The sequence below is a fragment of the Caballeronia sp. M1242 genome (assembly GCF_017220215.1).
Taxonomy (GTDB): domain Bacteria; phylum Pseudomonadota; class Gammaproteobacteria; order Burkholderiales; family Burkholderiaceae; genus Caballeronia.
The window spans coordinates 306,649-330,523 of the sequence record NZ_CP071132.1; the positions used below are offsets into that span (position 1 = coordinate 306,649).

Annotated in this window: 20 protein-coding genes; 9 read left to right on the top strand and 11 right to left on the bottom strand. The window is 62.7% G+C overall.

Annotated elements, in window-relative coordinates; all coding sequences use genetic code 11:
- Nucleotides 1–106: 106 nt before the first annotated feature.
- From JYK05_RS24890 to JYK05_RS24900, 3 genes are all read right to left on the bottom strand, one after another.
- Nucleotides 107–3,148: an FAD-binding and (Fe-S)-binding domain-containing protein gene (locus JYK05_RS24890; RefSeq protein WP_206470542.1), complete on the bottom strand. Its 3,042-nt coding sequence runs from the start codon at nucleotides 3,146–3,148 to the stop codon at nucleotides 107–109.
- A gap of 66 nt (nucleotides 3,149–3,214) precedes the next feature.
- Nucleotides 3,215–4,006, bottom strand: coding sequence for a 2-keto-4-pentenoate hydratase (locus tag JYK05_RS24895; RefSeq protein ID WP_206470543.1), 792 nt, complete (start codon nucleotides 4,004–4,006; stop codon nucleotides 3,215–3,217).
- Nucleotides 4,003–5,223, bottom strand: a complete 1,221-nt coding sequence (locus JYK05_RS24900; RefSeq protein ID WP_206470544.1) for an alanine--glyoxylate aminotransferase family protein — start codon at nucleotides 5,221–5,223, stop codon at nucleotides 4,003–4,005. Before JYK05_RS24900 ends, JYK05_RS24895 begins: the two co-directional genes overlap by 4 nt.
- A gap of 163 nt (nucleotides 5,224–5,386) precedes the next feature.
- On the opposite strand from JYK05_RS24900, the gene JYK05_RS24905 reads away from it, so the two are divergent.
- The 5 genes from JYK05_RS24905 (at nucleotide 5,387) to JYK05_RS24925 (ending at nucleotide 10,618) form a co-directional block, all read left to right on the top strand.
- Complete coding sequence (locus JYK05_RS24905; RefSeq protein WP_206470545.1) at nucleotides 5,387–6,130, top strand: GntR family transcriptional regulator; 744 nt, start codon at nucleotides 5,387–5,389, stop codon at nucleotides 6,128–6,130.
- Nucleotides 6,131–6,419: 289 nt separating this feature from the next.
- The gene (locus JYK05_RS24910; protein ID WP_206470913.1) at nucleotides 6,420–7,343 is read left to right on the top strand and encodes a DNA-3-methyladenine glycosylase; all 924 of its coding nucleotides are present in this window, start codon (nucleotides 6,420–6,422) and stop codon (nucleotides 7,341–7,343) included.
- 165 nt (nucleotides 7,344–7,508) lie between these two features.
- The gene (locus JYK05_RS24915; RefSeq protein ID WP_175946094.1) at nucleotides 7,509–7,946 is read left to right on the top strand and encodes a hypothetical protein; all 438 of its coding nucleotides are present in this window, start codon (nucleotides 7,509–7,511) and stop codon (nucleotides 7,944–7,946) included.
- Nucleotides 7,947–8,240: 294 nt separating this feature from the next.
- A complete protein-coding gene (locus JYK05_RS24920) occupies nucleotides 8,241–9,125 on the top strand; it encodes a hypothetical protein (RefSeq protein WP_206470546.1) in 885 nt (294 codons plus the stop codon).
- Nucleotides 9,126–9,262: 137 nt separating this feature from the next.
- Nucleotides 9,263–10,618 (top strand): TAXI family TRAP transporter solute-binding subunit, encoded by a 1,356-nt coding sequence (locus tag JYK05_RS24925; RefSeq protein WP_175946090.1) that lies wholly within the window; start codon nucleotides 9,263–9,265, stop codon nucleotides 10,616–10,618.
- Between the two features lie 36 nt (nucleotides 10,619–10,654).
- Here the strand turns inward: JYK05_RS24925 and JYK05_RS24930 are convergent, their stop codons facing one another.
- The 4 genes from JYK05_RS24930 to JYK05_RS24945 form a co-directional block, all read right to left on the bottom strand.
- Nucleotides 10,655–11,632, bottom strand: coding sequence for an aldo/keto reductase (locus tag JYK05_RS24930; RefSeq protein ID WP_206470547.1), 978 nt, complete (start codon nucleotides 11,630–11,632; stop codon nucleotides 10,655–10,657).
- A 203-nt stretch (nucleotides 11,633–11,835) separates the two neighbouring features.
- On the bottom strand, nucleotides 11,836–13,179 hold the full coding sequence (locus JYK05_RS24935; RefSeq protein ID WP_175946086.1) for an MFS transporter: 1,344 nt from the start codon (nucleotides 13,177–13,179) through the stop codon (nucleotides 11,836–11,838).
- Nucleotides 13,180–13,335: 156 nt separating this feature from the next.
- A complete protein-coding gene (locus tag JYK05_RS24940) occupies nucleotides 13,336–14,244 on the bottom strand; it encodes an SMP-30/gluconolactonase/LRE family protein (protein WP_206470548.1) in 909 nt (302 codons plus the stop codon).
- Nucleotides 14,241–15,071: an NAD(P)-dependent oxidoreductase gene (locus JYK05_RS24945; protein WP_175946081.1), complete on the bottom strand. Its 831-nt coding sequence runs from the start codon at nucleotides 15,069–15,071 to the stop codon at nucleotides 14,241–14,243. The genes JYK05_RS24940 and JYK05_RS24945 overlap by 4 nt, the downstream gene beginning before the upstream one ends.
- Nucleotides 15,072–15,252: 181 nt before the next feature.
- Here JYK05_RS24945 and JYK05_RS24950 point away from each other — a divergent pair, with 181 nt between their 5' ends.
- Nucleotides 15,253–16,260, top strand: coding sequence for a LacI family DNA-binding transcriptional regulator (locus JYK05_RS24950; protein WP_175946079.1), 1,008 nt, complete (start codon nucleotides 15,253–15,255; stop codon nucleotides 16,258–16,260).
- Nucleotides 16,261–16,309: 49 nt separating this feature from the next.
- On the opposite strand, the gene JYK05_RS24955 is transcribed toward JYK05_RS24950, so the two are convergent.
- Complete coding sequence (locus JYK05_RS24955) at nucleotides 16,310–17,599, bottom strand: MFS transporter (protein ID WP_206470549.1); 1,290 nt, start codon at nucleotides 17,597–17,599, stop codon at nucleotides 16,310–16,312.
- Between the two features lie 409 nt (nucleotides 17,600–18,008).
- Between JYK05_RS24955 and JYK05_RS24960 the strand changes: the two genes are divergently transcribed.
- The 3 genes from JYK05_RS24960 to JYK05_RS24970 all read left to right on the top strand — a co-directional run bounded on the left by JYK05_RS24960 (nucleotide 18,009) and on the right by JYK05_RS24970 (nucleotide 21,964).
- Nucleotides 18,009–19,964: a methyl-accepting chemotaxis protein gene (locus JYK05_RS24960; RefSeq protein ID WP_206470550.1), complete on the top strand. Its 1,956-nt coding sequence runs from the start codon at nucleotides 18,009–18,011 to the stop codon at nucleotides 19,962–19,964.
- Nucleotides 19,965–20,565: 601 nt separating this feature from the next.
- Nucleotides 20,566–21,645, top strand: coding sequence for a glycosyltransferase (locus tag JYK05_RS24965; RefSeq protein ID WP_241270096.1), 1,080 nt, complete (start codon nucleotides 20,566–20,568; stop codon nucleotides 21,643–21,645).
- Nucleotides 21,646–21,700: 55 nt separating this feature from the next.
- Entirely contained in the window at nucleotides 21,701–21,964 is a 264-nt protein-coding gene (locus JYK05_RS24970) for a hypothetical protein (protein ID WP_206470551.1), read from the top strand.
- Between the two features lie 15 nt (nucleotides 21,965–21,979).
- Here JYK05_RS24970 and JYK05_RS24975 read toward each other — a convergent pair whose 3' ends face one another.
- The 3 genes from JYK05_RS24975 to JYK05_RS24985 form a co-directional block, all read right to left on the bottom strand.
- The gene (locus JYK05_RS24975) at nucleotides 21,980–22,324 is read right to left on the bottom strand and encodes a response regulator (RefSeq protein ID WP_159832771.1); all 345 of its coding nucleotides are present in this window, start codon (nucleotides 22,322–22,324) and stop codon (nucleotides 21,980–21,982) included.
- A gap of 111 nt (nucleotides 22,325–22,435) precedes the next feature.
- The gene (locus JYK05_RS24980; RefSeq protein ID WP_206470552.1) at nucleotides 22,436–23,230 is read right to left on the bottom strand and encodes an EAL domain-containing protein; all 795 of its coding nucleotides are present in this window, start codon (nucleotides 23,228–23,230) and stop codon (nucleotides 22,436–22,438) included.
- A gap of 66 nt (nucleotides 23,231–23,296) precedes the next feature.
- Nucleotides 23,297–23,866, bottom strand: a complete 570-nt coding sequence (locus tag JYK05_RS24985) for a M48 family metalloprotease (RefSeq protein ID WP_206470553.1) — start codon at nucleotides 23,864–23,866, stop codon at nucleotides 23,297–23,299.
- Nucleotides 23,867–23,875 lie beyond the last annotated feature (9 nt).

Consider the following 23,875-nt stretch of genomic DNA (forward strand, 5'->3'; position numbering starts at 1 on the left):
GGTGTGTACGATGGTGTCATGGCTTCGTCTCCGATTCGCGGATCGATGAAGTGTCCGCTGTTATGTGTCGATGAATGAATCGCTACTCTCTACACTCTGCTTCTCTTCATGCGAGGGCACGCTCGAGCACGCGCGCCACATGCCACGCTTCAGTCTGTGCGCCATCGCTGATCTGATGTCTGCAACTGGTACCGTCCGCCACGATGATGCCGTCTTGCGCGTCGCGTGCCTTACGCACCGCCGGCAAGAGCGACAACTCCCCCATGGCTTGCGATGCTTCGTAGTGTTCCGCCTCGTAGCCGAAGCTACCGGCCATGCCGCAGCATGATGACTCGATGGTAGTGACGTCCAGCTCCGGAATCCATGCAAGCACCGTTTCGACCGGGCGCACGGCGTCGAATGCCTTCTGGTGACAATGACCGTGCAGCAGCGCCTTGCGCTTGTCGAGTGGCTTCAACGCAAGCTCAAAGCGTCCGGCGGCACGTTCCTGAACGAGGAATTCCTCGAACAAGAACGACGCTTCGGATACTTTATTAGCTGCATCGCCGTATCCGTAACCGAGAAACTCGTCGCGCAAGGACAACAGGCAAGATGGCTCCAGTCCGACTATGGCCACGCCGCGTTCTACGTACGGCAGCAGCGTATCGAGCGCGCGGCGCGCTTCGGCTTTCGCCTCTTCGACGAGCCCCGCCGCCAAAAAAGTCCGCCCACAGCAAAGCGGTCGCTCGCCTGCTTTCGTGTTCAGATGCACTGTATATCCCGCCGCTTGCAGCACGCGCTGCGCGGCGCGAGCATTCTCCGGCTCCATGTAGTTGTTGAACGTATCGACGAAGAGCAGCACTTCCTTGGTCGCGGGTACGACCCGTTCGCTCGCCGCCGCATTGAGAAATGGCTTCTTTATTCGAGGAAACGCGCGTTGCGGCGCGAGCCCGAGCCTAACCTTCAGCCAGCGGGCAGCGCTCGGCACGTTCCTCTCGAGAGCGTTGCCGAGCCACGGCATGCGGCTCACAAAAGGCGCATAGCGAGGAAGGTAAGCAATGAGTCGCTCGCGCAGGCGCAGACCGTGACGCGCCGTCCATGCCGCGCGCGCTTCGATCTTCATGCGCGCCATATCGACGCCCGTCGGACAGTCGCGTTTGCATCCCTTGCAGGAAACGCAGAGGTCGAGCGCGTCTTTGACTTCCTGACTCGCAAGCCCTTCTCCGTCCTCGCCGAGTTGACCGGAGAGCGCAAGACGCAGCGTATTGGCGCGGCCTCGCGTGACATGCTGCTCGTCCTTCGTGATGCGGTAACTCGGGCACATGGTCCCCGCGTCGAACTTGCGGCAATGGCCGTTGTTATTGCACATCTCGACGGCTTTCGCGAGGCCGCCGGTACGATCGCCACCGGAACCCGCAACGCCTTCGATGCCTGTCGATGGATCGCGCGTCACGTTCCATGCGGACCAGTCGAGTTGCGTCGTGGTCTCCCGCTCGCGATACGCCGGCGGAAATCGGAACAGCGTGGCATCGTCCATCTTCGGCGGCGCGACGATACGGTCCGGACTCATGCGGTTATCCGGATCGAAGAGCCGCTTGATGTCGCGAAACGCTTCATTGATGCGGGGCCCGTATTGCCACGCGACCCATTCGCCACGGCACAGACCATCGCCATGTTCGCCCGAATAAGCGCCCTTGTATTCCCGCACCATCGCCGCGGCCTCTTCGGCGATCGCGCGCATCTTCAGCGCGCCGTCGCGCCGCATATCGAGAATGGGCCGTACATGCAACGTACCGACGCTTGCATGTGCATACCATGTGCCCTCCGTGCCGTGCTTTCTGAAGACGTCAGTCAGACGGCTCGTGTAGTGCGCGAGATGCTCGAGTGGAACGGCGCAATCCTCGATGAAGGACACAGGCTTGCCATCGCCCTTCATGCTCATCATGATGTTGAGCCCTGCCTTGCGTACTTCCCACAGCGCCTTTTGAGGGCCGGCGTCAGGCATCTGCACAACCGATCCAGGCAAGCCCAGGTCGCCCATCAACTCGACCTGCTGCGCGAGCTTCATCAACTGCATGTCGCGATCGGCGCCTGCGAATTCCACGAGCAGCACCGCTTCGGGATTGCCGACCAGCGCCTTCTCGATGACCGGACGAAACGACGGATTGGACATCGCGAGGTCGATCATCGTTCGATCGACGAGTTCGACCGCAACCGGCCCGAGCTTCACGATGTGCTGCGTCATGTCCATCGCGTCGTAGAAGCTCGGGAAGTTGACGACGCCGAGCGTCTTATGCGCAGGAATTGGCGAGAGCTTGAGCGTCAATTGCCGGCTGAATGCAAGTGTGCCCTCAGAGCCGACCAGCAGGTTGGCAAGGTTCGGCTCACCGTCGCTGAAAGGCAGCGGGCTCTGGCAATCAAAGAGATCGAGGTTGTAGCCCGCGACGCGCCTCAGTACCTTCGGGACGCGCTCGCGCAGTTCATCGTGCTCGCGCGTAGCGATGCTGCGCACTCCGTCGATGAGGTCGCGCATGCGTGCATCGAATTGCATCGCGGATAGCTTGCCAAAACGCGCTTCATGCCCATCAGCGAGGATCGCGTCGATCGACTCGACGTTGTGCACCATGATGCCGTATTCCATCGAGCGCGAGCCGCATGAGTTATTCCCGGCCATGCCGCCTATCGTGCATTGCGCGCTCGTCGATACGTCGACCGGAAACCACAAGCCATGCGGCCTGAGCCAGGCATTCAAATGATCGAGTACGACGCCCGGCTCGACAGTCACCGTGCGAGCGTCTTTGTCGAAACGAACGATATTGTTGAGCCACTTCGTCGTGTCGATGACGAGCGCCTCGCCGACGGTCTGTCCGCATTGACTCGTTCCCGCGCCGCGTGCGAGGACGCTCGCGCCCTGTGCACGCGCGATGTCGAGGGCGACGCGCAGATCGTCCTGATCTCTCGGGACCACGACGCCGACCGGCATGATCTGGTAGATGGATGCATCGGTCGCATAGCGCCCGCGCGAGGCGCGATCGAACAGCACATCCCCCTTCAACTCGCGCTGCAAGCGCGCCTGCAGCGGCGTAGGCGCCGAGGCGACCCGCGCTCGCGCCGAGGCGGGCACCAGATGTATCGGCTTGACTAGACGGTCGGTGGTTGAGTTGAGCATCGTCGCTATCGCTGAAGGGCCTTGGACTTTCGAATGCGTAATGCGTAATGCCTAATTCCTAATGCATCATTCGAAATGCAGCTGAACCGGAGGTAGGCCGTCGATTGCGCCGATGGCTGTGCCTGGTCGGTCGGGGAACGCCATGCCGGTGTAAGAACCGGCTGTGATCGCTACGCCCTTCTCCACGGCGAGGCCGCAGGACACCGCGTGGTTGATGGTCCATGCAAGCAGCCGCCGCGGGTCGCCGGCGGGATTCGCGGGCGTTGCGTCGAAGAGCGGCCGGCCGTCGTACGTAAAGGCCATCGTCGGCGATACGAAGGGGAACGACTCGTCATACGGCACGCCTTCGCCGAGCACCAACGCGCCGTGATTCTGCAGATCCGCGAGTTGCCAGAGTTTGTCGACATCCGGCCATCCGGCGAAGCGGCTTGCGACGACTTCGATGGCCGAATGAATGCAATCTATAGCGGCCAGCACTTGCGCGTCGTCGTACGGACCGCTACCCGCTTCGAAGCGCCGGTTGAACGTGAACGCCACTTCGAGTTCCAGCGCGGCCTTACCGAAGGCCTGCATCGAAAGGCGCGCGCCCGAGCGATGCACGCCGTCCGCCGGCAGAAGCGCAGCCTGAATGGGACCGTCCGTCGATTTGGCACCCACCTTCCAGCCGCCGATGACACCTGCATGACCGGCATCCGCGACGCCTGCGCCGACCGCGCACAATGTCGCCTCTTGCACAGCGTAGGCTTCGTCGGCGCTCGTTGGTCGCGCGCCTTCGGGCAAGGTGTCGAGCTTCGCGCGATGCGCCTTTGCTTGCACCAAGAGGCGAGCGGCAGCCGCAGCGTCGAACCGGGCGCTCACGCGGCCACCTTCAATTCGGGCTTCGCGATATGGCTCGTCAGATGGCTCATCGCTGCGGCCACGCCGCTGTCTTTCAGTGGTACGCCCGCGAGATTCAGTCCCATTTCGCAGCCCGTTAGCGCGGCCATCAGCGTGAGGTCGTTGCAGTCGCCCAGGTGCCCGATGCGGAACATGCGACCCCTCAGCTTGCCGAGGCCCGTGCCCAGCGACATGTCGAAGTGCTCGTAGATAAGCTTGCGGACAGAGTCGGCATCGACGCCTTCCGGCATCATCACGCCCGTGAGCACCGGCGAGTAGACGGCGGGATCGGCACATTGAATCTCGAGTCCCCACGCCGTGACCGCGGAACGGCACGCCGCCGCTAGCCGCTGATGCCGCGCGAACACATTGTCGAGCCCTTCCCCGAGAATCATGTCCAGCGCTTCGAGGAGGCCGTACAGCAGGTTCGTGTTCGGCGTGTAGGGCCAATAGCCCTGCTTGTTCATTTCGATGATCTCTTTCCAGTCCCAGAACGCGCGCGGCAGCTTGGCCTCGTTCGATGCCTCGAGCGCCTTTTGCGAGACCGCGTTGAAGCTGATGCCCGGCGGAAGCATCAAGCCTTTCTGCGAGCCCGACACGGTGACGTCGACGCCCCATTCGTCGTGGCGGTAATCGGCGGATGCAAGGCCCGAGATGGTATCGACGAGGAGCAGCGCGGGATGGCCCGCGGCATCCATTGCGCGGCGCACTGCGGCGATGTCGGAGGTCACGCCGGTCGACGTCTCGTTATGAACGACGCAGACGGCCTTGATCGCATGCTGCGTGTCTTCGCGCAGGCGCTTCTCGATCACGTCGGGCTGCACGCCGCGACGCCAGCCTTCGATGCCCGGCAACCCCAAAAACTCGGGCTTCAGGCCGAGTTTCTCGGCCATCTTCTTCCATAGGCTCGCGAAGTGGCCCGTCTCGTACATGAGGACGGCATCGCCCGGACTCAGCGTATTGGAGAGCGCCGCTTCCCACGCGCCCGTTCCCGACGCCGGATAGATCACGACCGGTTGCGTCGTTTTGAAGATCCGCTTGATGCCGTCCAGCACTTTCAGGCCGAGTGCGCCGAACTCCGGACCGCGATGGTCGATCGTCGGGTAGCTCATTGCACGCAGAATGCGATCGGGCACCGGACTCGGCCCTGGAATCTGCAAAAAGTGACGGCCAGCGGGATGAAAGTCGAGCGTCAGCATCAGTGCGCGTCCTCAAAAATTGAATTTTGCATGCAAAATACTCTAACGCAGTGACTCGCGCCGGCAAAGGATTTATTAGGCCGAATGGGCTAGGGATAACCCGTTAGCGGTTTTTCAGCCATTCCGTGAGCTAGAATTACCGAAACGAATTTCGAGGTATTGAATGCAAAACCTGGATATACCGGAATCGCGCTTGCCGTCCGCTCTGTTGCCCAAGCTCGAACGGCTACGGCTTCACGACACCGTGGTGGACAACCTGCGCGGCTTCATTGTCGAGGGCTTGCTCGCGCCGGGAGTCAAGCTCAACGAGCGCACGCTCTGCGAGAAACTCGGCATCTCGCGGACACCGCTGCGTGAAGCACTCAAGGTCCTGGCGGCCGAAGGGCTGATCGAGATAGCGCCTAACAGAGGCGCCTCCGTCGCGCAGATGAGCGACCTCGAGATTCGAGAGATGTTCGAACTGATGAGCGGGCTCGAAGCGTTTTCCGGTGAACTGGCTTGCGAACGCATCACGCCTGCCGAGATTGCGGATATAAAGGCTTTGCATCAGGAGATGGTGCAATGTCGCGCGCAGAACGATCTGTCCGGCTATTACACCCGAAACCGTGCCATTCACGACAAGATCAACGAGGCCGCGCGCAACACGGCGCTGCGGCAAACCTACGTGTCGATCAATCGTCGTTTGCAGGCGCTGCGGTTTCGCTCCAACTTTCAGACGCCGAAGTGGGACAGCGCCATTCGCGAGCACGAGGAGATGATCGCGGCACTGGAAACGCGCGACGGCCCGCGCATGGCTGCCATTCTGCGCCGCCATCTGTTGGGCAAGCGCGATGCGGTGCTCGCGGAGCGCACCCTCACGACGGTCAAGCCTACTGTGCCGGCAAAGCGCCGCGCCAAAGACGCATAATGAATGCAAGTTGTGGTCGCCGTTTTGCTTCAAGTGCAGGGCGAGATCGGCGAGAAGGAAAGTTTTCCGGCCGACTGCGTGATTGACCTTCGCTCAGTCCAAGTACAAGCGGGTTTCTCGTCGACGCATCGTGCTGGGTGACGGCGCTTTATGCCTTCTGCCTGCCGCTCATCGTCATCAGTGGGATGTCCACAACGCCGCTCGTTTCGGTCCCGTCGTGCCGGAGGACCTTGTCAGCTCGACAGCTGGCGCAGGCTCCAGACCCGGCATTCTTGATTCGGCATTCAGCATGCAATCGACCCGAAGTGTCGCTGCCACCGTCATCGAACTGCCTTTCACCCGTCCCTTCGACTGGACCCGCTTGTGCGCCTTCATCGGCGGACGAGCGTCGGCGGGCGTCGAGACGGTCGAGGGCGGCGTGTATCGTCGCGCGATCGCATGGCGCGGCGAGGACGGAATCGTCGAGGTGAGGCCGCACGAGCGTAAGCATCGTCTGGTGGTTACGGTGCAGGGCGATGTTTGTCACCACGCCAACGAACTCGCGGAGCCGCTGTCGCGCATGTTCGACGTCGGCGCTGATCCGCGCGCGATCGGTCGCTGGCTGGCGCGCGATCCGCTGCTCGCGCCGCTCGTCGAGGCCGCGCCCGGCTTGCGTGTTCCGGGCGCCTGGTCCGGGTTCGAGCTCGTCGTGCGGACCATCGTCGGCCAGCAGGTAAGCGTGAAGGGCGCATCGACGATCATGGCGCGCATCGTTCAACGTGCCGGGCGGCGCATCGACGGTCATGTGCATGAAGGCACGGCCTGGCGGTTCCCGACGCCGGCGGAACTCGCCGCTGCCGATCTCGGCCAGATCGGCATGCCGGGCAAACGGGTCGAGACCGTGCAGCGGTTTGCGCAAGCCGTGGCCACGGGCGCACTACCGATCGATACGCCGGGGATCGATCGCGAGCACCTGAAACGTGAGCTGCTCGCCATGCCCGGCATCGGACCGTGGACCGTCGGTTATGTGGCGATGCGGGCGCTACGCGATCCCGACGCGTGGCCCGATGCCGACCTCGTGCTCATGCAGGCAATTGCGCGTCACGAGCCGTCGCTGACCACATCGGTCCAACAACGAGCGTACACCGATCGCTGGCGCCCCTGGCGTGCCTACGCCGCGATGCATCTGTGGAACCGCGTTGCCATGGAAGCCGGCCGCGCGCGAGGCGGATAGGTTTGCATGCGGTCGACTGTATGCCGCATGCCCGACGTTTGCATACCGAATGCAGTTCATGGTTCTGCGGCATTGTCGACCTATAGAGCGGCAGCAGCCTCCGGCACTCAGTTCACGAATGCCATGCAGGCGTATAGTCTGCGTGACGCACAACGGGAGAACACCATGAACGACGAGACGTGGCAGTACCAGGTGCGCATTCGCCTCAGTCCGTACTACGCGCAATTGGTGCGCAAAGAGCCTGGACATGCGGCGCTGTCACCGCTGAATGCGCTGATGAGCAAGCACGACGCGGTACTGAAATGCCAGTTCGACGCCTTCGCCGATTACGTGGCCGAAGCGGAACGCGAAGGCACGCAGCACTATCCGCTCTATCGATGGACGCGCGAAACGATCGAGAATCCCGCCAAGAAAGCGAAGTATCTCGAAGCCTTCACGCTGTATGTGGGTGGCGGCGAGCTATACGACAAAGCGATAGCCGATGCGCTCGAGGCCGATCTCATGCAGCTCAAGTCGAACTTCAGCGACGCCATCATCGACATTAGCAAACTCGATTCGAATCCGGCCCACAATCCGCAGCCGCCGTCGTACGGCAAAAATTGACGGAACCTGTGGTTCGTAAGCAGAGCACTGCGGGGGCTAGCGAGTTGCCCGCGCATCCAAGATGGCATCGACATCCATGCACGCCATGCGCTGCCGCGAGGTTCCGCATTGAAGCAACGGACGACACCGCAAAGTCAATAAATGGAGGGGAATTCGTAGCGAAGTCAGAGTTCGCATCGACGCCCACGACATCGCATGAAACAAGTTCGCGCGGGACATCGCCCCGTCGTTCTCCTATAGTCACCGCGTCGCCACACGCAACGCCAAGTGGCTCGCTTATCGAGGAGAACTACCGTGAACGACAAATCGAATCTCGCTGGCTCATTCTCCTCGAAGGCGGGCTTGCGCCGGCTGCTGATCGCCATCGCGACGACAGCGCTCGCACTATCGAGCGGTTCAGCTTTCGCGGGCTGGGCGCGCGGCGGCACGGCATATACCGGCCGCGGCGCGTATAGCGGCGCGCACGTGGGCGCGTGCGGCGGCGGAAGCTGTTCGCACGCAGGCGGTGTCATGAACCCGTGGGGCAGCGTCGCGACGAATTCCGGCACGGTGACGCGCACGGCCCCGGGCCAGTTCTCCAATTCGGGCACGGCCTACGGCCCCTATGGACGGTCCATGCAACACGCAGGCGACACGACATGCGCGGGCGGTTCGTGCTCGCATACCGGCAACTTGACCGGCCCGAACGGCAAAACCGCAACGACCGCGGATACCGTGATGCGTAGCGCACCGGGCCAGTACTCGTCCTCGGGCTCCGTAACGGGACCGAACGGGAACACATCCACGCACAGCGCATCGACGACTTGCGCCGGCTATACGTGCAACCGCTCGGGCACGATCGACACATCGAACGGCGGCACGATCACGCATGCGGGCAGCGCGACGAGCGTCGCGCAGGGCGTCGTCGTTACATCGAGCACGGTCACCGCCACCACGGGCACGCACAGCGCCACGGTCGTGTCAGGCGGCACCGTCACCGGCGGCACCACGGTCGTCGCGGTGCCGCCGCCCTCTTCGACGGTCGTCGTCGCTCCGCCGCCTTCGCCCACCACAGTCGTTGTGGCCGCGCCCTCGCCGCCGCAGCCGGTCGCGGTGTATGCCGCACCCGCGCCGCGTCCCGCTGTCTGGGTTCCGGGTCACTGGGTCGGAACCGTGTGGATTCCGGCTCACTGGGCCTGAATGCAAGATGCAATTGCGAACAAGGCAGTGCCGTCGGATGCACGCCTGGCGGTACACTGCGAGTCAACGCAGCTTTCGAACGGACTCGACATGCGTGAAGGCTTCCGCGGTATTCAAAATGCGAAGGCGGTTCGGCAATGACGCGGCCTCGCATGCCACGCTCGCACTTCGCGCGCGATCATGCGAGGCGAGTCGTGCACGACCTCACGTGGTCAGTCGGGCCGCTTGTCCTCGCATCGGCTCTCGCCATTGCGCTAGTCGTGTGGCTCGTCGATCCCGCGCCACCGCGATCCATCACCATCACGGCGGGGCCGACCGATAGCTCGCTGTATCAGATCGCCGGGGAGTATGCAAAGCTGCTGGCGCGTAACGGCGTCGCGCTGAAAGTGCTGCCGTCCGACGGCTCGGTGCAGAACGTCGAACGCCTGCTGGATGCGAAGGCTCATGTCGATCTCGGACTGGTGCAAGGCGGCATCGCCACACCGGAGCAAGCGTCGTCGCTAATGTCGCTTGGCAGCGTGGCTTACGTGCCCTTGGTCGTGTTCTATCGCGGCAAGGGCCTCACGCTGCTCTCGCAGCTGGAAGGCAAGCGCGTTGCCATCGGACGCGAAGGCAGCGGCACGCGCACGCTGTCGCTGAAGCTGCTCGAAGCGAATGGCATTACTCCCGGGGGCAGCACCGAACTGCTATCGACCGATGGGCTTCAGGCTGCCACGCAGCTCGTCAGCAAAGAGGCCGACGCAGTGTTCCTGAGCGGCGATTCGGCGACGCGCACGTTGATGCTGCGCCTCTTGAAGGTGCCCGGCATCTCGGTGATGGACTTCAATGAAGCGGACGCCTATACGCGCCTCTTTCCCTATCTCGACCAGATCGAGTTGCCGCCCGGCGTCCTCGATCTCGGCCGGCGCGTTCCGCCGCAAGCCGTGCATCTCATCAGCCCGACCGTCGAACTGGTGGCACGCACGAGCCTGCATCCGGCGTTGTCAGACTTGTTGATCGAAGCGGCGCAGGAAGTGCACGGCAAGGCGGGACTGTTGCAGCGCGCGGGTCAATTCCCGAGCCCGGTCGCGCACGAGTTCCCGATCAGTGAAGACGCGAGCCGCTATTACCGCTCCGGCAAGAGCTTCCTGTATCGCGCGCTGCCGTTCTGGCTGGCGAACGTGGCCGATCGCGCGCTGGTGTTGCTGCTGCCCGTGGCCGTGCTGATTTTTCCCGCGCTTCGACTCGTGCCGGCGTTGTATCGGTGGCGCGTGCGATCGCGCATCTATCGCTATTACGGCGCGCTCATCTCATTGGAGCGCGGCGCGATGCATCTTTCGAGCGATGACGAACGGCGCGCGCTACTTGTCGAACTGGACGACATCGAGGCTTCACTCGATACGCTGAAATTGCCGCTCGCCTATACGGATGCGCTTTATGTGCTTCGCGAGCACATCGGCTTCGTGCGCTCGCGATTGAGTACTGCGGGCAGACGAGACCAGCAGACCGTCTGACGCTGGCCGCGCATCGCATGAGCCGCGATCAACGCATCACTTGAAGCCCGCCACCGCGTGCGGCACATAAGGTGCTTCCAGTTGCGCGATCTCTTCGGGCGTCAAATTTAGCGACAACGCTGCGACTGCATCGCTCACATGATGAGGCTTCGAAGCGCCGATGATAGGCGCGGTCACCGGCGCTCGTTGCGCCACCCAGGCCAGCGCGACCTGAGCGCGCGGAACGTTGCGTGCCTTCGCCACGGCCGCCACTGCCTCGACTACCGCGCGATCGGCATCATGCGTCTGATAAAGCGTGCTGCCGAACGTATCTGTTTGCTGACGCTCGGAAGTCGCATCCCAATCGCGCGTGAGACGTCCTCGTGCAAGCGGACTCCACGGCAGTACGCCGATGCCCTGATCCGCGCATAGCGGCAACATCTCGCGTTCTTCTTCGCGATAGAGAAGGTTCAAGTGATTCTGCATCGTCTTGAACTCAGTCCAGCCATTTGCGCGCGACGTATAGAGTGCTTTGCTGAACTGCCACGCATACATCGACGATGCGCCGATATAGCGCGCTTTACCGGCCTTCACGACGTCATGCAATGCTTCGAGCGTCTCCTCGATGGGCGTCGTATAGTCCCAGCGATGGATCTGATAGAGATCCACGTAATCGGTCCCGAGCCGTCGCAGGCTATTGTCGATCTCGTTCATGATCGCCTTGCGCGACAGCCCTGCGCCATTGGGACCCGGCCGCATGCGATTGAATACCTTGGTCGCAATCACGATGTCATCGCGCGTGGTCATTTCGCGCAACGCGCGTCCGACGATTTCTTCCGACGTCCCGTCGGAATACGTATTGGCAGTGTCGAAGAAATTAATGCCTGCATCGAGCGCTTGCTGAATGATGGGACGGCTCTTCTCTTCATCGAGCGTCCAGGGATGCGTGCCGCGTTCGGGAATACCGAACGTCATGCAGCCAAGGCACAGGCGCGACACTTCCAGACCAGTTGTACCGAGTTTCACGTAGTCCATCGGGATATTCTCCTTGCGGTCGAATGAGTTTAGAAAGATGGCGTCATCGCGTGTGAGGCCAAGACAATGACATTAGCGCAGGTTGCAATGCGCTGCTTGCCGCGACCTTGTCGTCCACACAAAGGAGTCGGTCATTCGCACAAAGAAAAGTGCCCGCGCGGTGGCGGGCACTCAAAGCTACGCGAATTAGAAACGGTATCGAATCAGGACCTCACCGGCTCCCCTTCTTCCATGTCCTGCGGGCCCGATATGGTTTCGAGCGCCGTATCGTGATGCAGCAGCAACACCGCCGCCACGCCGATCAGCCCCGCCCCCGACAGACAGAGCAGGCCCGCGCCGAAGCCGCCCGTGCTGTCCTTGATCCAGCCCATCACATACGGACCGAAGAAGCCCGCCAGATTGCCGAGTGAATTGATAGCCGCGATGCCGCCCGCAGCCGCCGCGCCGGAAAGAAACGCAGCAGGCAAGGTCCAGATTACCGGCAGACAGCCGAAAATGCCGAAGCCCGCAATCGACAGCGCAATCATCTTGAGCACCGGATTATCGAGTCCGGCCGACGCTGCAATGCCTCCTGCGGCGACCAGGAGCGCGATCGCGACGTGCCAGCGTCGTTCGAGCTTGCGGTCCGAATGACGTCCCCACAGCACCATGCTGATGACGCCGACTGCATACGGCAGCGATGTTACGAAGCCGGTCTGTACGTTGCTCAAACCGAATGCCTTGACGATTTGCGGCAGGAAGAAGCTCAAACCATAGTTGGTTGCATTGGCGCCGAAATAGATCAACGCAATGGCCAGCACGCGACGGTTGAAGAGCGCCTCTTTGACGCTGAACGAATGCACTGCCTCGCGATGCGCGCGCTCGTGCGCCTGCCGGTCCACGAGCCACTGACGCTCGTCGTCGGCGAGCCAGTGCGCGTCCGCAGGCTTGTCCGTCAAATAGAAGTACACGACGAACGCGAGCAGCAGCGCGGGCAACGCCTCGATCAGATAGAGCCACTGCCAGCCCGCCATGCCATGGAGACCGTCCAGTTGCAGAAGCGCCCCGGAGATCGGTCCGCCGATCACCGTGGAGAGCGGAATCGCAGCCATGAAGTATCCCACCACGCGTCCGCGATATTTCGCCGGGAACCACAGCGTGAGCAAGAAGATGATACCGGGAAAGAAGCCCGCCTCGGCGACGCCCAGCAGAATGCGCAAGCCATAGAACACGTACGCATTGGACAAGCCGGTCGCTTGCGCGATGTGCGGAATATACGCCATCGCCGCCGCAAGGATGCCCCACGTGAACATGATGCGGGCGATCCACCGCCGCGCGCCGAAGCGTTCGAGCAAGAGATTGGACGGGACTTCGAAAAAGAAATACGCGATGAAGAAGATGCCCGCGCCGAACCCGAATGCGCTCGCTGAGAAGCCGAGCGCCTTGTTCATCTGCAATGCAGCAAAGCCGACGTTGACGCGATCCAGATAGGCAACGAAGTAACACACGATCAGGAACGGAACGAGCCGTACCATCACGTGCTTCATGGTGCGAGTTTCAAGGTCCATCAATATCTCCTCCGAATGGGCAAGCGGCAGGTCGTTGATTTAGGTTACGACTTGCCAGCCTACTCTTTACAGAGGAAGTACAGAACTGGTGTTTAGCCTGTGCTGAAGAGGCGATCACACGCTTCGCGGGGGTCGACTGCCGCCTTTTTAAGGCATTTATGCGACCGGTAACATACCGGCGTACTCCGGTTCCGGTAATCCTTGCACACCGGGGCGCAAAACGAAGATGCAACCATCGTCGTCGGTCGCGTTGACGGCTGGACGAATCGACGTGACGTAGAGCGTCGAGAGGTCGCCGCCGCCGAACGCACACATCGCCGGCTTGACCGCGGGCAAGGCGATGGAGCGGTCCAGCTTGCCCTCTGGCGTGAAGCGCAGCAGGCGGCCCGCATCGTTGGCGCACGTCCAGTAACAGCCGTCCGCGTCGACAGCGGCGCCGTCGGGACGCCCCGCGTGATGATGCAGATCGGCGAACACGCGACGATTGTGCGGCGTGCCGGTGGCGACGTCGTAATCGAAGGCCCAGATCAGGCGCCGCGTCGGGTGGGAGTCGGACAGGTACATCGTGGCGCCGTCCGGCGAGAACGCGAGCCCGTTCTGCGTGACGAGACCATCGACGACCGGCTCGGACAACACGCCGTCCGCGCCATAGCGATAGAGCGCACCCGCCGGGCTGGCGAGCGACATGTCCTGCACCATCGTGCCCGCCCAGAAACGCCCTTGCCGGTCGCAGCGCCCATCGTTGAAACGCATGCCGGGCGCGGCGAAACGGGGCGCGGCAAGGCGCGTAACCCGAACTCCGCCTGCATGTTCCAGCGCCACCGCGTGGAGGCCGCTTTCCATGCCGGCGACGATCGCGCCCGCGGCATTGAATGCAAAACACGCGATCTGCTCCGGAAGCGTCCAGTCGGCGCGCCGCCCGCTTTCGACGTGCAGCCGCACGATGCGTCGGTCCGGGATGTCTACAAAATACAACGCGCAGTCTTTTGAATGCCAGACCGGGCACTCCCCGACCGTCGCGCGCCCGGCCGCCTCCAGCCGCTCGACGCGCGGCGCAGCGCTCATTGGCGGCGCTCCATCGGCTCGCCGAGAACGAACGCGCCGCCCTGAAACTGCTGCGCGGGATCGTCACGCTCGGCTGTCGGCGCCGTGACCGGGAAGCGGTCGTTGAACTCGGCCGAGCTGTCTTGCGGATTGAATCCGAGGAACGCCGCCTTCGTGTTGTCCCACCACTTCAGCGGATTGTTGGATGCGCCATACACGATGGTGTGTCCGACGCGATTGGTGAACAGCGAGCAACGCACCAGCTCGATGAAATCCCGATAACTGAGGTACGTGACCAGCATGCGCGGATTCTTGGGTTCCTCGAACGAAGAGCCGATGCGCAGGCACACCGTCTCTATGCCGAAGCGGTCGAAGTAATAACGCGACAGCGACTCGCCGAAGCACTTCGTCACGCCATAGAGGCTGTCGGGGCGCTGCGGCGCGTCGGCGTCGAGCACTTCGGTCACCGGATGAAAGCCGATTGCGTGATTCGAGCTCGCGAATACGACGCGCTTCACGCCATGACGGCGCGCGGCTTCATAGATGTTGTACGTGCCGCGGATGTTGGCTTCGATTAGATCGTCGAAAGGCGCTTCGACCGATATGCCGCCGAGATGCACGATCGCATCCACGCCTTCCACCAGGCGCATGACCGCGTCGCGGTCCGCGAGATCGACCGAGCTGACTTCTTCATGCGCTGCGGCATCGTCGAGCGGGGCGATATCGGATGCGCGTACGACGTCGGCCCACTGTGCAAGCGCGCCCCGCATCTGACGGCCGAGATTGCCGGCCGCCCCGGTCAGCAGCAGGCGCCGGAAGGGTTTCCCCGTTGCGTTGGTGTTGTTCATCGAAAGTCCTCTACTAAGATTGGATGCAATGCGGTAAAACGTTTTTCGGCTCTGTCGCGCTGGGCAATCGCCCGTCCGCGCTCAGGCGGCGGCTTGAACGCGGTATCCAAAACACCATTCTACGTCCCGATTTTCTGCGACAATTCGGAAACTTGGAAAACGCAAGAAAACGTTACCCGACATGAAAAAGACCTCTCCGACCATTCGCGATGTTGCCGCCGCTGCGGGCGTGTCGGTCGCGACGGTATCCAAATACATGAACGGCGCGCAGCGCTTTTCCGCGCCCGTGGAAGCGCGGCTCAAAGCCGCCATCGACTCGCTCGGCTACCGGTCCAACCCGCTCGCGCGCTCGATGATCACCGGCCGCACGCGCACCATCGGTCTCACCATCCTCGACATCAGCAATCCGCATTTCACGAACGTCGTCAAAGGCGCGAATCGCATTGCGCTGAGACACGATTACACGCTGCTGCTCGTCGATATCGACGAGAGCCAGGCGCGCGAGCGTCCGCTCATCGAGGCGTTGTCGCAGCGCGTGGACGGCCTGATCGTCAGTTCGCGCCTTTCCGACGATGACGCGCGCTGGATGCTCGATCTCGACAAGCCGGTCGTGCTCCTGCGCAATGCGGAGGCCCTGCCCATTCCGAGCGTCGGCATCGACAACCGCCTCGCCTCGCACATGCTCGCGCGGCATTTGCTCAATCTCGGGCATCGGCATATTGCATACCTCGGCTTCGGCCAGGCGCGCATCAACGATGAACGGATTCGCGGCGTGCGCGAATGTCTTCAGGAGGCAGGACTCGAACTCGACGTTCACGATGCCCACGCTCCAACCTCGCTTGCCGGCGAACACGCCTGCTCGCGCGTCATGCTCGGCCCGAAGCGCCCCCAGGCGGTGATCTGCTACAACGACCTGATCGCGCTCGGCTTCATGAAGGAAGCCGCGACGCTCGGCATTCGCGTGCCTCAGGACGTCTCCGTCACGGGCATCGACAACGTGCCGTACGGCGCATACGCCGCGCCCGGACTCACCACCGTCGATATCCAGAGCGAGAAGATGGGCGAACTCGCGATGCAAAAGCTGATCGACGCGCTCGCCGGCCATCCGGATCCCGGCAACTCCATGTTCGAGCCGCGCTTGATCGTGCGCGAATCGACGGCTCCGGCCGCGGCGATGACGACCGAGTGAAACGCGACGCATCGTGGCGATGTCGTTCACGATGCGTCGCACGATTCGCTCAGGCGTCGAGTCTGGCGGGCGCCATCTTCGGCGTCAGCACATGCATGACGGCGAACGCGACGAGGTAAGCCAGCGCGCCGATCGCAAAGAGCGCCCAGTACTGACCGGTGCGCTGCAGAACCTGACCGATCACTTCCGAGAACAGCACGCCGCCGATCGACCCTGCCATTCCGCCGATACCGACCACGGCACCCACCGCGCGACGCGGGAACAAGTCCGAAGCCGTCGTGAAGAGATTCGCCGACCATCCCTGATGCGCCGCCGCCGCGAGTCCGACGATTGCCACCGCGAGCCATAGATCGTGCACCTGCGAAACGAATGCAATCGGCAGCACACAGCATGCACAGATCAACATCGCCGTTTTGCGTGCTGCATTCACACTCCAGCCCGCGCGCAGCAGCGCCGATGAAATCCAGCCGCCGCCGATACTGCCCACCGTGGTGATCGCATAGATCACGACGAGCGGCAGGCCGATGTGCTGCATGTCCATGCCGCGCGATTCGTTGAGCCACTTCGGCAGCCAGAACAGGTAGAACCACCACACCGGGTCGGTCAGGAACTTGCCGATGAGGAACGCCCACGTTTCGCGCTTGCGGATCAGCACCTTGAAGCCGGGCGCGCCCGCCTTCGCATGGCCGGCGTCGGCGGCTTCTGCTTCGTCTTTCTCGTGCGAGAGATCGTCTTCGTGCGTGCGGCTGTCCGGCTGGCGATACATGAAGAACCAGACCACGAGCCAAACGAGGCCAATCGCGCCGACGATCACGAATGCCGCGCGCCAGCCCATCGCCACCGCGAGCGCCGGAATGATGGCGGGCGCGAACACCGCGCCGATATTCGCGCCTGAATTAAAAATGCCAGTGGCGAGCGCGCGCTCGTGGCGCGGAAACCATTCGGCCGTCGTCTTGATCGCGGCCGGGAAGTTGCCGCCCTCGCCGATGCCGAGCAGCGCGCGAACCATCGCGAATCCCATCACCGAACCGACCGCCGCATGCAGCATCGCGGCCAGGCTCCAGACGAACATCGCCAGTGCGTACGACAGACGCGTGCCCAGCCAGTCGACGATGCGTCCGAAGCACAACAGCCCGACCGCGTAGAACGCCGAGAACGCGATGACGATGCGCCCGTACTGAATCTGCGTCCAGCCGATGTCATGCTGAAGCAGAGGCGCGAGCAGACCCAGGATCTGCCGGTCCATGTAGTTGATGACGGTCGCGAAGAAAAGCAGCGCACACACGATCCACCGATACCTGCTGGCAGTGCGTGCGACGCCGACGACGGCTGTTTGCATGAATGTCTCCGGTACGCGGCGGCGCTCGTCGTGCCGCGTGTCTGTTCGTGAAGGCGACGGGCGCCGTTTGCATGCGTCGGCGAGGACCGCCGCGCTGCGCTTGTTTGGAAAACGTTTTTTCGAAGGATATAGCGATTGGACCGGCGACGCCTACCCCGGGACTTACCCTAACCAGTAACACGAGAAGCCAGACGTTGGCGCCGTTGCGGAAACCGACTGTTAATCGTTTTTCCGACGAAGCGTCACGCTGGCGTTTTGCATGCCGAACGCCGCATGCAAAATGCCGACGCAAGAGCCTTGGTCGGCGGTTCTGAGCACGGCGTGGCGACCTAAAGAAGACCCAACCGGTTAAAGCAGCGTCCACTTTTTGCCGATAGATACCGGACACCTTCCCAAGATCTAAGTACTTATGCTCTTCCAACGTCTCGCCCGCATGAATGCCGGGACCCAATTTGCCGTTCTGGCATGCACGCTCGCGGCCATCGTCGTCGCCTGTTTCACGCTCGCTGTGACGCGCTCCGCCGGCGAGCAAGTCGACGCTCACGCGCTCGCTCGCGTGGAAAGCGACAATCGCTCGATCGTGACGATGATCCGTCTTTACGACACCGCAGTGAACGCAGAGGTCACGCGCTTCATGACCCTGTTCTCGCATCGCCTGCCGAACGATTTCGCGCTCGACGACACGCATACCGTCGATGTCGCCGGCGCAGCGACGCCGCTCTTGAGCGCGGGCGACAAGCCCTTGAACGGAGACTTCTCCATTCCCGATGCGTTTCTGGAAGAAAGCGGCGCAATTGCGACGATCTTCGCCCGCACCGGAGACGACTTCGTCCGCGTGACCACGTCGCTCAAGAAGCAGGACGGATCGCGCGCCGTGGGCACGATGCTCGACCGCAAGGGACCCGCTTACGGTCCGGTGCTCGCCGGGAGAAGCTATATCGGCATGGCCGCGCTCTTCGGCAAGCAATACATCACCGAATACAAGCCCGTGAAAGATGCGGCAGGCCGCGTGATCGGCGCGCTCTTCGTGGGCGTCGACGTGACCGCGGAAATGGCCGCGCTGCAGAACGACATTCGCAAGTTGACGGTTGGCGAGAGCGGCTATCACTTCGTCGTCGATGCGTCGAGCGGGCCGAACCGCGGCAAGCTGCTCGTGCACCCCGGCAACGAGGGGCAAGTGGCGGATGAGCGCGTCGCACCGTTCGGCCGCATGCTCGAGACGCGCGAAGGCCAGCTCGCCTTCGCTGGCGCCGACATCCCCGGCGCGGATGCGCATGTCCACGGCGGCGTGAAGGAGATCGTCTTCACAACGGTGCCGGAATGGAACTGGATGATTGGCGGCATCGCCTACCGCGATGAATTGCTCTCCGGCATTCGCGCGAGCCGCAATCGCTTCCTGTTGCTCGGCCTCGTCGTGATCGCCGCGCTCGTCGGCGCGCTGCTCTATGCCGTGTCCAAGCTCGTTGGCGCTCCTATCGACGAAGTCACGCGCGCTTCCGAACGCATCGCAGCGGGCGATCTGACCGTGCGCATCGACACGGCGCGCCAGGACGACATCGGGCGTCTGATGCGCTCGATCGACGGCGTGTCGCAAGGGCTCGCGGGCATCGTCGCGCAAGTGCGCAGCGCATCCGCCGATATGACGCACGGCACCGCGCGCATCGCGTCCGGGAGCAGCGACATCGCATCGCGTATCGCGACGCAGGCATCGAGCGTCGAAGAAACTGCGGCGAGCATGGAGCAGATCACGTCGACCGTTCAGCAGAACGCAGCGAACACCGAGCAGGCGGGCACGCTCGTGGCATCTGCATCGGACGCGGCACGCGCGGGCGGCGACGCCGTGGCGCGTGTCGTCGAGACGATGAGCGAGATCGATGCATCCGCAAGACGCATCGCCGACATCACCGCGACGATCGAGGGCATCGCGTTCCAGACGAATATCTTGGCGCTCAACGCTGCGGTCGAGGCGGCGCGCGCCGGCGAACATGGCAAGGGCTTTGCGGTCGTCGCATCGGAAGTGCGGGCGCTGGCGCAACGCAGTGCCGGCGCGGTCAAGGAAATCGAGGCGTTGATCTCGGAGTCCGCGACCAGGGTCTCGCACGGCTTCAAGATGGCGGAAGAAGCGAGCAGCACCATGCGCGGCATCGTCGATCATGTCGCGCGCGTAAATGCAATCGTCGGCGAAATCGGCGTCGCTTCGCGCGAGCAGGCTTGCGGTATCGAGCAGGTCAACACGGCCGTGATGCAGATCGGCGAAGCGACGCAGCAGAACGCGTCGCTCGTTGGGGAAGCAGAGCACTCGACCGCCGAACTGCGCGAGCAGGCCGAACGGCTCGCACACGCAGTCAGCATGTTTCGCGTGTGACAAACCGATGTCGTTGAACGTCAGCGCAACTCGCCGCTGTGCATGATGATGGACACGCGAAACTGCCTCATCCGCCAAGACACAGCGCGGTGCACCAATGCGCAGTGTGGCACTTTACTTGCTCTCCTGCTTCGCAAGCCCCATGCTGCGCAACTTGACCTGCAGACGGCGACATAGTATTTAAACGACGACCACCCATCCACCCTTTTGACAGGCTAGGATGCAGGGAGCCAGTGAATCGACGCATCGGCGAGAATCTCAGGCTCATTCGGGGAACCCACCGCAGCGAAGATGCTCTATTGCGTGGCGCGGTTGACATGATGTGCATCACATCGGGGCATGCGCTTCGATGCAAAGGCATCGACTGGCTCGTCCACTGTCTTTCGACATGCGACCGGGTCCGCCAGCATCTATAACTAGACATCGCAACCAGCAACGTGCCGCTTCTCGTGCGGCATGACACGCTAATGTGTGCGATGCGATCGACCACAAGATTCGTCCGGGGAGCGCGACGTTTCGCGCCACGGCGTCGCCGTCGCGGCGGCGCTTCCTTCAACCCGATTTATGACGGAGCGTCCCTATGTCTCTCGAGCGTGTCCCGGTGTCAGACACAAGTCCGCTGCTCACCATCGTGGTTGCAGCCTATAACGTCGAGGGGTACATCGAAGAAGCGCTCGAGTCGCTACTGAGCCAGCCACACATCGACGCGATGCGCATCATCGTCGTCGACGACGGGTCTCATGACGAGACCAACTCCGCAGTCCAACTCATGATCGAGCGCGACGGCGGCGCGCATATCCAGCTCATCCGGCAGCAGAACGCCGGCGTGAGCGCCGCACGCAACCTCGGCCTTGCCGCGGTGACGACACCGTACGTCGGCTTCCTGGACGGCGACGATATTTACCTCAAGGGATTCACCGAGGCCATCATTCCGCGCCTCGCGGAAGGTAAATACGACATGGTCGAGTACAACGTGAGCATCATCGACGACGAGGGGCGTCAGCTGGACGAACTCGTTCTGGTGAGCGAAACGGAGGGCGGCGATCATCCGGTGGATCGCAGCGCGCGACTGCATTTTGCCGATACGTTCCACACGTTCGTCTGGGCGCGCGTCTATCGCACCGAACTGTTCGAGACGGTACGGTTTCCCGTTGGACGCCATTACGAAGACATGGCGATCATGCCGTCTCTCTATCTTCGCGCGAAACGCTTCTATCGCATTGCAGAGCCGCTGATCGGTTATCGCAGACGGTTCGGCAGCATCACGCAGAAAGCCACGCTGCACGATATGCGCGATCTGCAGGTGAACGGCGTCGAGGCGCTCGCGCGCTGCGACGGTGGCGAGATGGACGATTACTGGCTCGCCGTATTCGACAAGGTCTTCCAGCGCGCGTGCCACGTCTGCGCGCGCGTCGATCGGGCATCGTTTCGCGAGGCTTCGGAAATACTGTCCGACATGGCGGCCGACCACCGCAGCACGCGCGCAAGGCTTGCCGAGCGCAATGGACGTCCAGTCGTCGAACTCAAGCCCTTCGATCTCAATGTGCGCGCCGACCGGTCCATTCACTTTCTCAAGTCGCTCGTGAAGAAAGTGCTGAGGCGCAGCCTCGATCGGCGTCAGCGGGAGCGGCGCCCCGTCAGAAGAGAGCGGCTGCGGATGACCGAACGTTCAGGCGCCTGAAAGTCGCGTGAGGCCGCGCGGGCGAGCGTTGCGCGTTTCGCAGTAAACTGCACGCATGGAAAAGTGCCCCTATTGCGAAAGAATCCGCGACGAATGGGACTGTCACGGACAAACATGCCGCACCGCTATCGCCCGCGCGCTGCGCAGGCAGCGCATGGGCTTGCCCATGGTTCCCAAAGTCATACGTAACGAGATTCCTGCCGGCGCATCGACGGGCGAGGTTATCGCCCAGTTGTCGCGGCAGCGTCTGCGCGCGCGCCGCGCCAACGAGGAGCGCCGCGAGCGCAAGGCCGCCGACGATCTGGATGTCTGTACGTGAACGCGCTCGCTCGATTCAGCAGGCGTCGAGTACCGCGCGAAAACCGTCGGCGGTGAAAGGCTTCAGGAAGTAGCCGTCGAAGTGCTCGTGCAGTTCGTTTCTATGCCGGTCGTCGCCGGTGACCGCCACGACGCACGCAAGCTGGCTCGGGCCCGCAGCCCGCAAGCGCCGGCACAGGTCGCGCCCATCGACGTCCGGCAGGCCGATATCGATAAAGATGGTGTCGTAGCGGTTCTCTGCTGCCAGCAGCATCGCCTGATGACCGTCGTAGGCCACGTGCGCGACGTGTCCGAGAGACACGGCAAGGTCTCTGAATGCATCGCAAAGACGGGCGTCATCTTCTACAAACAGGACGTACATGTTCGGTCATCCGGAAGGCGTGGGTTCGCGTCGCGCTTGACGCCGAGGCGTCACGCCAGAACGCACGCAAGAACCGAGCCATTTTTCTCGCGGTGTAATCCGGCGCTGGAATCACGCCGCGAAAGCGGCTGCGCTCAAGGCAGGAATGGCATTGAACGCAGGCTTCGCGAAGAAATAGCCCTGCATCAGGCGCACGTCGTTGGCCATGAAGAAGTCGCGTTCGCCCTTCGTTTCGATGCCTTCCGCGATCACGCGAATGCCGAGGTCGCGGCATATGGCGAGCACACCTCGCACGATGCGCTGCTGCACAGAATCGGTGTCAATGCCGCGCACCAGTTCCATGTCGAGCTTGATCAAGTCCGGCTGAAAGTCGACGAGCAAGGTCAGGCCCGAGTAGCCGGCGCCGAAATCGTCGATAGCCGTCTGGAAGCCGAATCGCTTGTAGGCGCGGAAGATATCGACCAGATGCGGCCGGCTGATGATGTTCTCGCCTTCGACCGTCTCGAAGATAATGCGCTCGATCGGAAAGCCGTGCTTCTCCGCGGCGTCGAAGGTGCTTCGAATACACGCTTCGGCCCGATAGACCGCGTTCGGCATGAAGTTGATGGAGAGAAGGCTGTCGAGCCCGATTTGCACGGCCTGCGCGATGGCGGTCGTGCGGCAGCGTTGATCGAAGTCGTAGCGGTTGCTGTCGCTGACTTGCGAGAGCACCGTGCCCGCCGGTTCGCCATTCGGGCCGCGCACCAGCGCTTCGTGCGCGTATGTCTCCGCTGCGGCCACGTCGACGATCGGTTGAAACGCGAACGCAAACTCGAGCGCTGGATCCGCGTCGGTTTTGCAACCGGCGCAGCCTGGCGAGGCCGCGTGAACGGCAATGTGGCTCGGCTTGCTCCGCTCGATCTTCATCTGATGGATGTCTCCCGCAAGTTTTTCCGCTTTGAACTCGTTAGGACATCATAGTGGCAGGTTGCGCTAGTCCTTCAGCGCATCGTCCGGCGAAAGGCTCAGGTGACACTGCATGCCGTGAAGCCGCGCAGCGTCGACATAGCCGCGCGCGACCATCAGCTTCAACGCGTCGCGCGTCGCTTGCGGGCCGCACAGCAGCGCCGCCTTAGCATCGGCATCGAGTTCCAATCTCGCAAGGCGCGCGTCGGCACGCGCGCGCCATGCCTTTCGTGACGCGATCACAGCAAGCGCGAAGCACGCACCGGGAATGGACACTTGCCAGAGCTCGGCTTCCGGCAACGACGCAAACAGAGCGCACGACACCGCAAAGAGCAAGCTCACGAACAACACGATCGCCGCGAAGTTCGCAAGCAACGCTGCGCGCTGCGTCGCATGCGCGACTTCGTGCGCGAGCACGAGGCGAAGCGCAGGCTCGAGCAAATCGAGCGTGCGCGTATCGATCTCGATGCGATTGAACAAGGCGTCATAGCACGGACCGCACGTCGTCTCCACGAACCGGACGCCAGGCGTCGCGATGCCCAGCGCCTGCGCATAATGCGCGACGAGCCGCGATGCCAGTTGGGCCGTCTTGTCCATGTCGCAACG

Coding starts and splice junctions, on each gene's coding strand:
- JYK05_RS24890 (WP_206470542.1), bottom strand. CDS start 3,148: ATGCTCAACTCAACCACCGACCGTCTAGTCAAGCCGATACATCTGGTG.
- JYK05_RS24900 (WP_206470544.1), bottom strand. CDS start 5,223: ATGCTGACGCTCGACTTTCATCCCGCTGGCCGTCACTTTTTGCAGATT.
- JYK05_RS24905 (WP_206470545.1), top strand. CDS start 5,387: ATGCAAAACCTGGATATACCGGAATCGCGCTTGCCGTCCGCTCTGTTG.
- JYK05_RS24910 (WP_206470913.1), top strand. CDS start 6,420: ATGCAATCGACCCGAAGTGTCGCTGCCACCGTCATCGAACTGCCTTTC.
- JYK05_RS24915 (WP_175946094.1), top strand. CDS start 7,509: ATGAACGACGAGACGTGGCAGTACCAGGTGCGCATTCGCCTCAGTCCG.
- JYK05_RS24925 (WP_175946090.1), top strand. CDS start 9,263: ATGACGCGGCCTCGCATGCCACGCTCGCACTTCGCGCGCGATCATGCG.
- JYK05_RS24930 (WP_206470547.1), bottom strand. CDS start 11,632: ATGGACTACGTGAAACTCGGTACAACTGGTCTGGAAGTGTCGCGCCTG.
- JYK05_RS24935 (WP_175946086.1), bottom strand. CDS start 13,179: ATGGACCTTGAAACTCGCACCATGAAGCACGTGATGGTACGGCTCGTT.
- JYK05_RS24940 (WP_206470548.1), bottom strand. CDS start 14,244: ATGAGCGCTGCGCCGCGCGTCGAGCGGCTGGAGGCGGCCGGGCGCGCG.
- JYK05_RS24945 (WP_175946081.1), bottom strand. CDS start 15,071: ATGAACAACACCAACGCAACGGGGAAACCCTTCCGGCGCCTGCTGCTG.
- JYK05_RS24950 (WP_175946079.1), top strand. CDS start 15,253: ATGAAAAAGACCTCTCCGACCATTCGCGATGTTGCCGCCGCTGCGGGC.
- JYK05_RS24955 (WP_206470549.1), bottom strand. CDS start 17,599: ATGCAAACAGCCGTCGTCGGCGTCGCACGCACTGCCAGCAGGTATCGG.
- JYK05_RS24960 (WP_206470550.1), top strand. CDS start 18,009: ATGCTCTTCCAACGTCTCGCCCGCATGAATGCCGGGACCCAATTTGCC.
- JYK05_RS24970 (WP_206470551.1), top strand. CDS start 21,701: ATGGAAAAGTGCCCCTATTGCGAAAGAATCCGCGACGAATGGGACTGT.
- JYK05_RS24975 (WP_159832771.1), bottom strand. CDS start 22,324: ATGTACGTCCTGTTTGTAGAAGATGACGCCCGTCTTTGCGATGCATTC.
- JYK05_RS24980 (WP_206470552.1), bottom strand. CDS start 23,230: ATGAAGATCGAGCGGAGCAAGCCGAGCCACATTGCCGTTCACGCGGCC.
- JYK05_RS24985 (WP_206470553.1), bottom strand. CDS start 23,866: ATGGACAAGACGGCCCAACTGGCATCGCGGCTCGTCGCGCATTATGCG.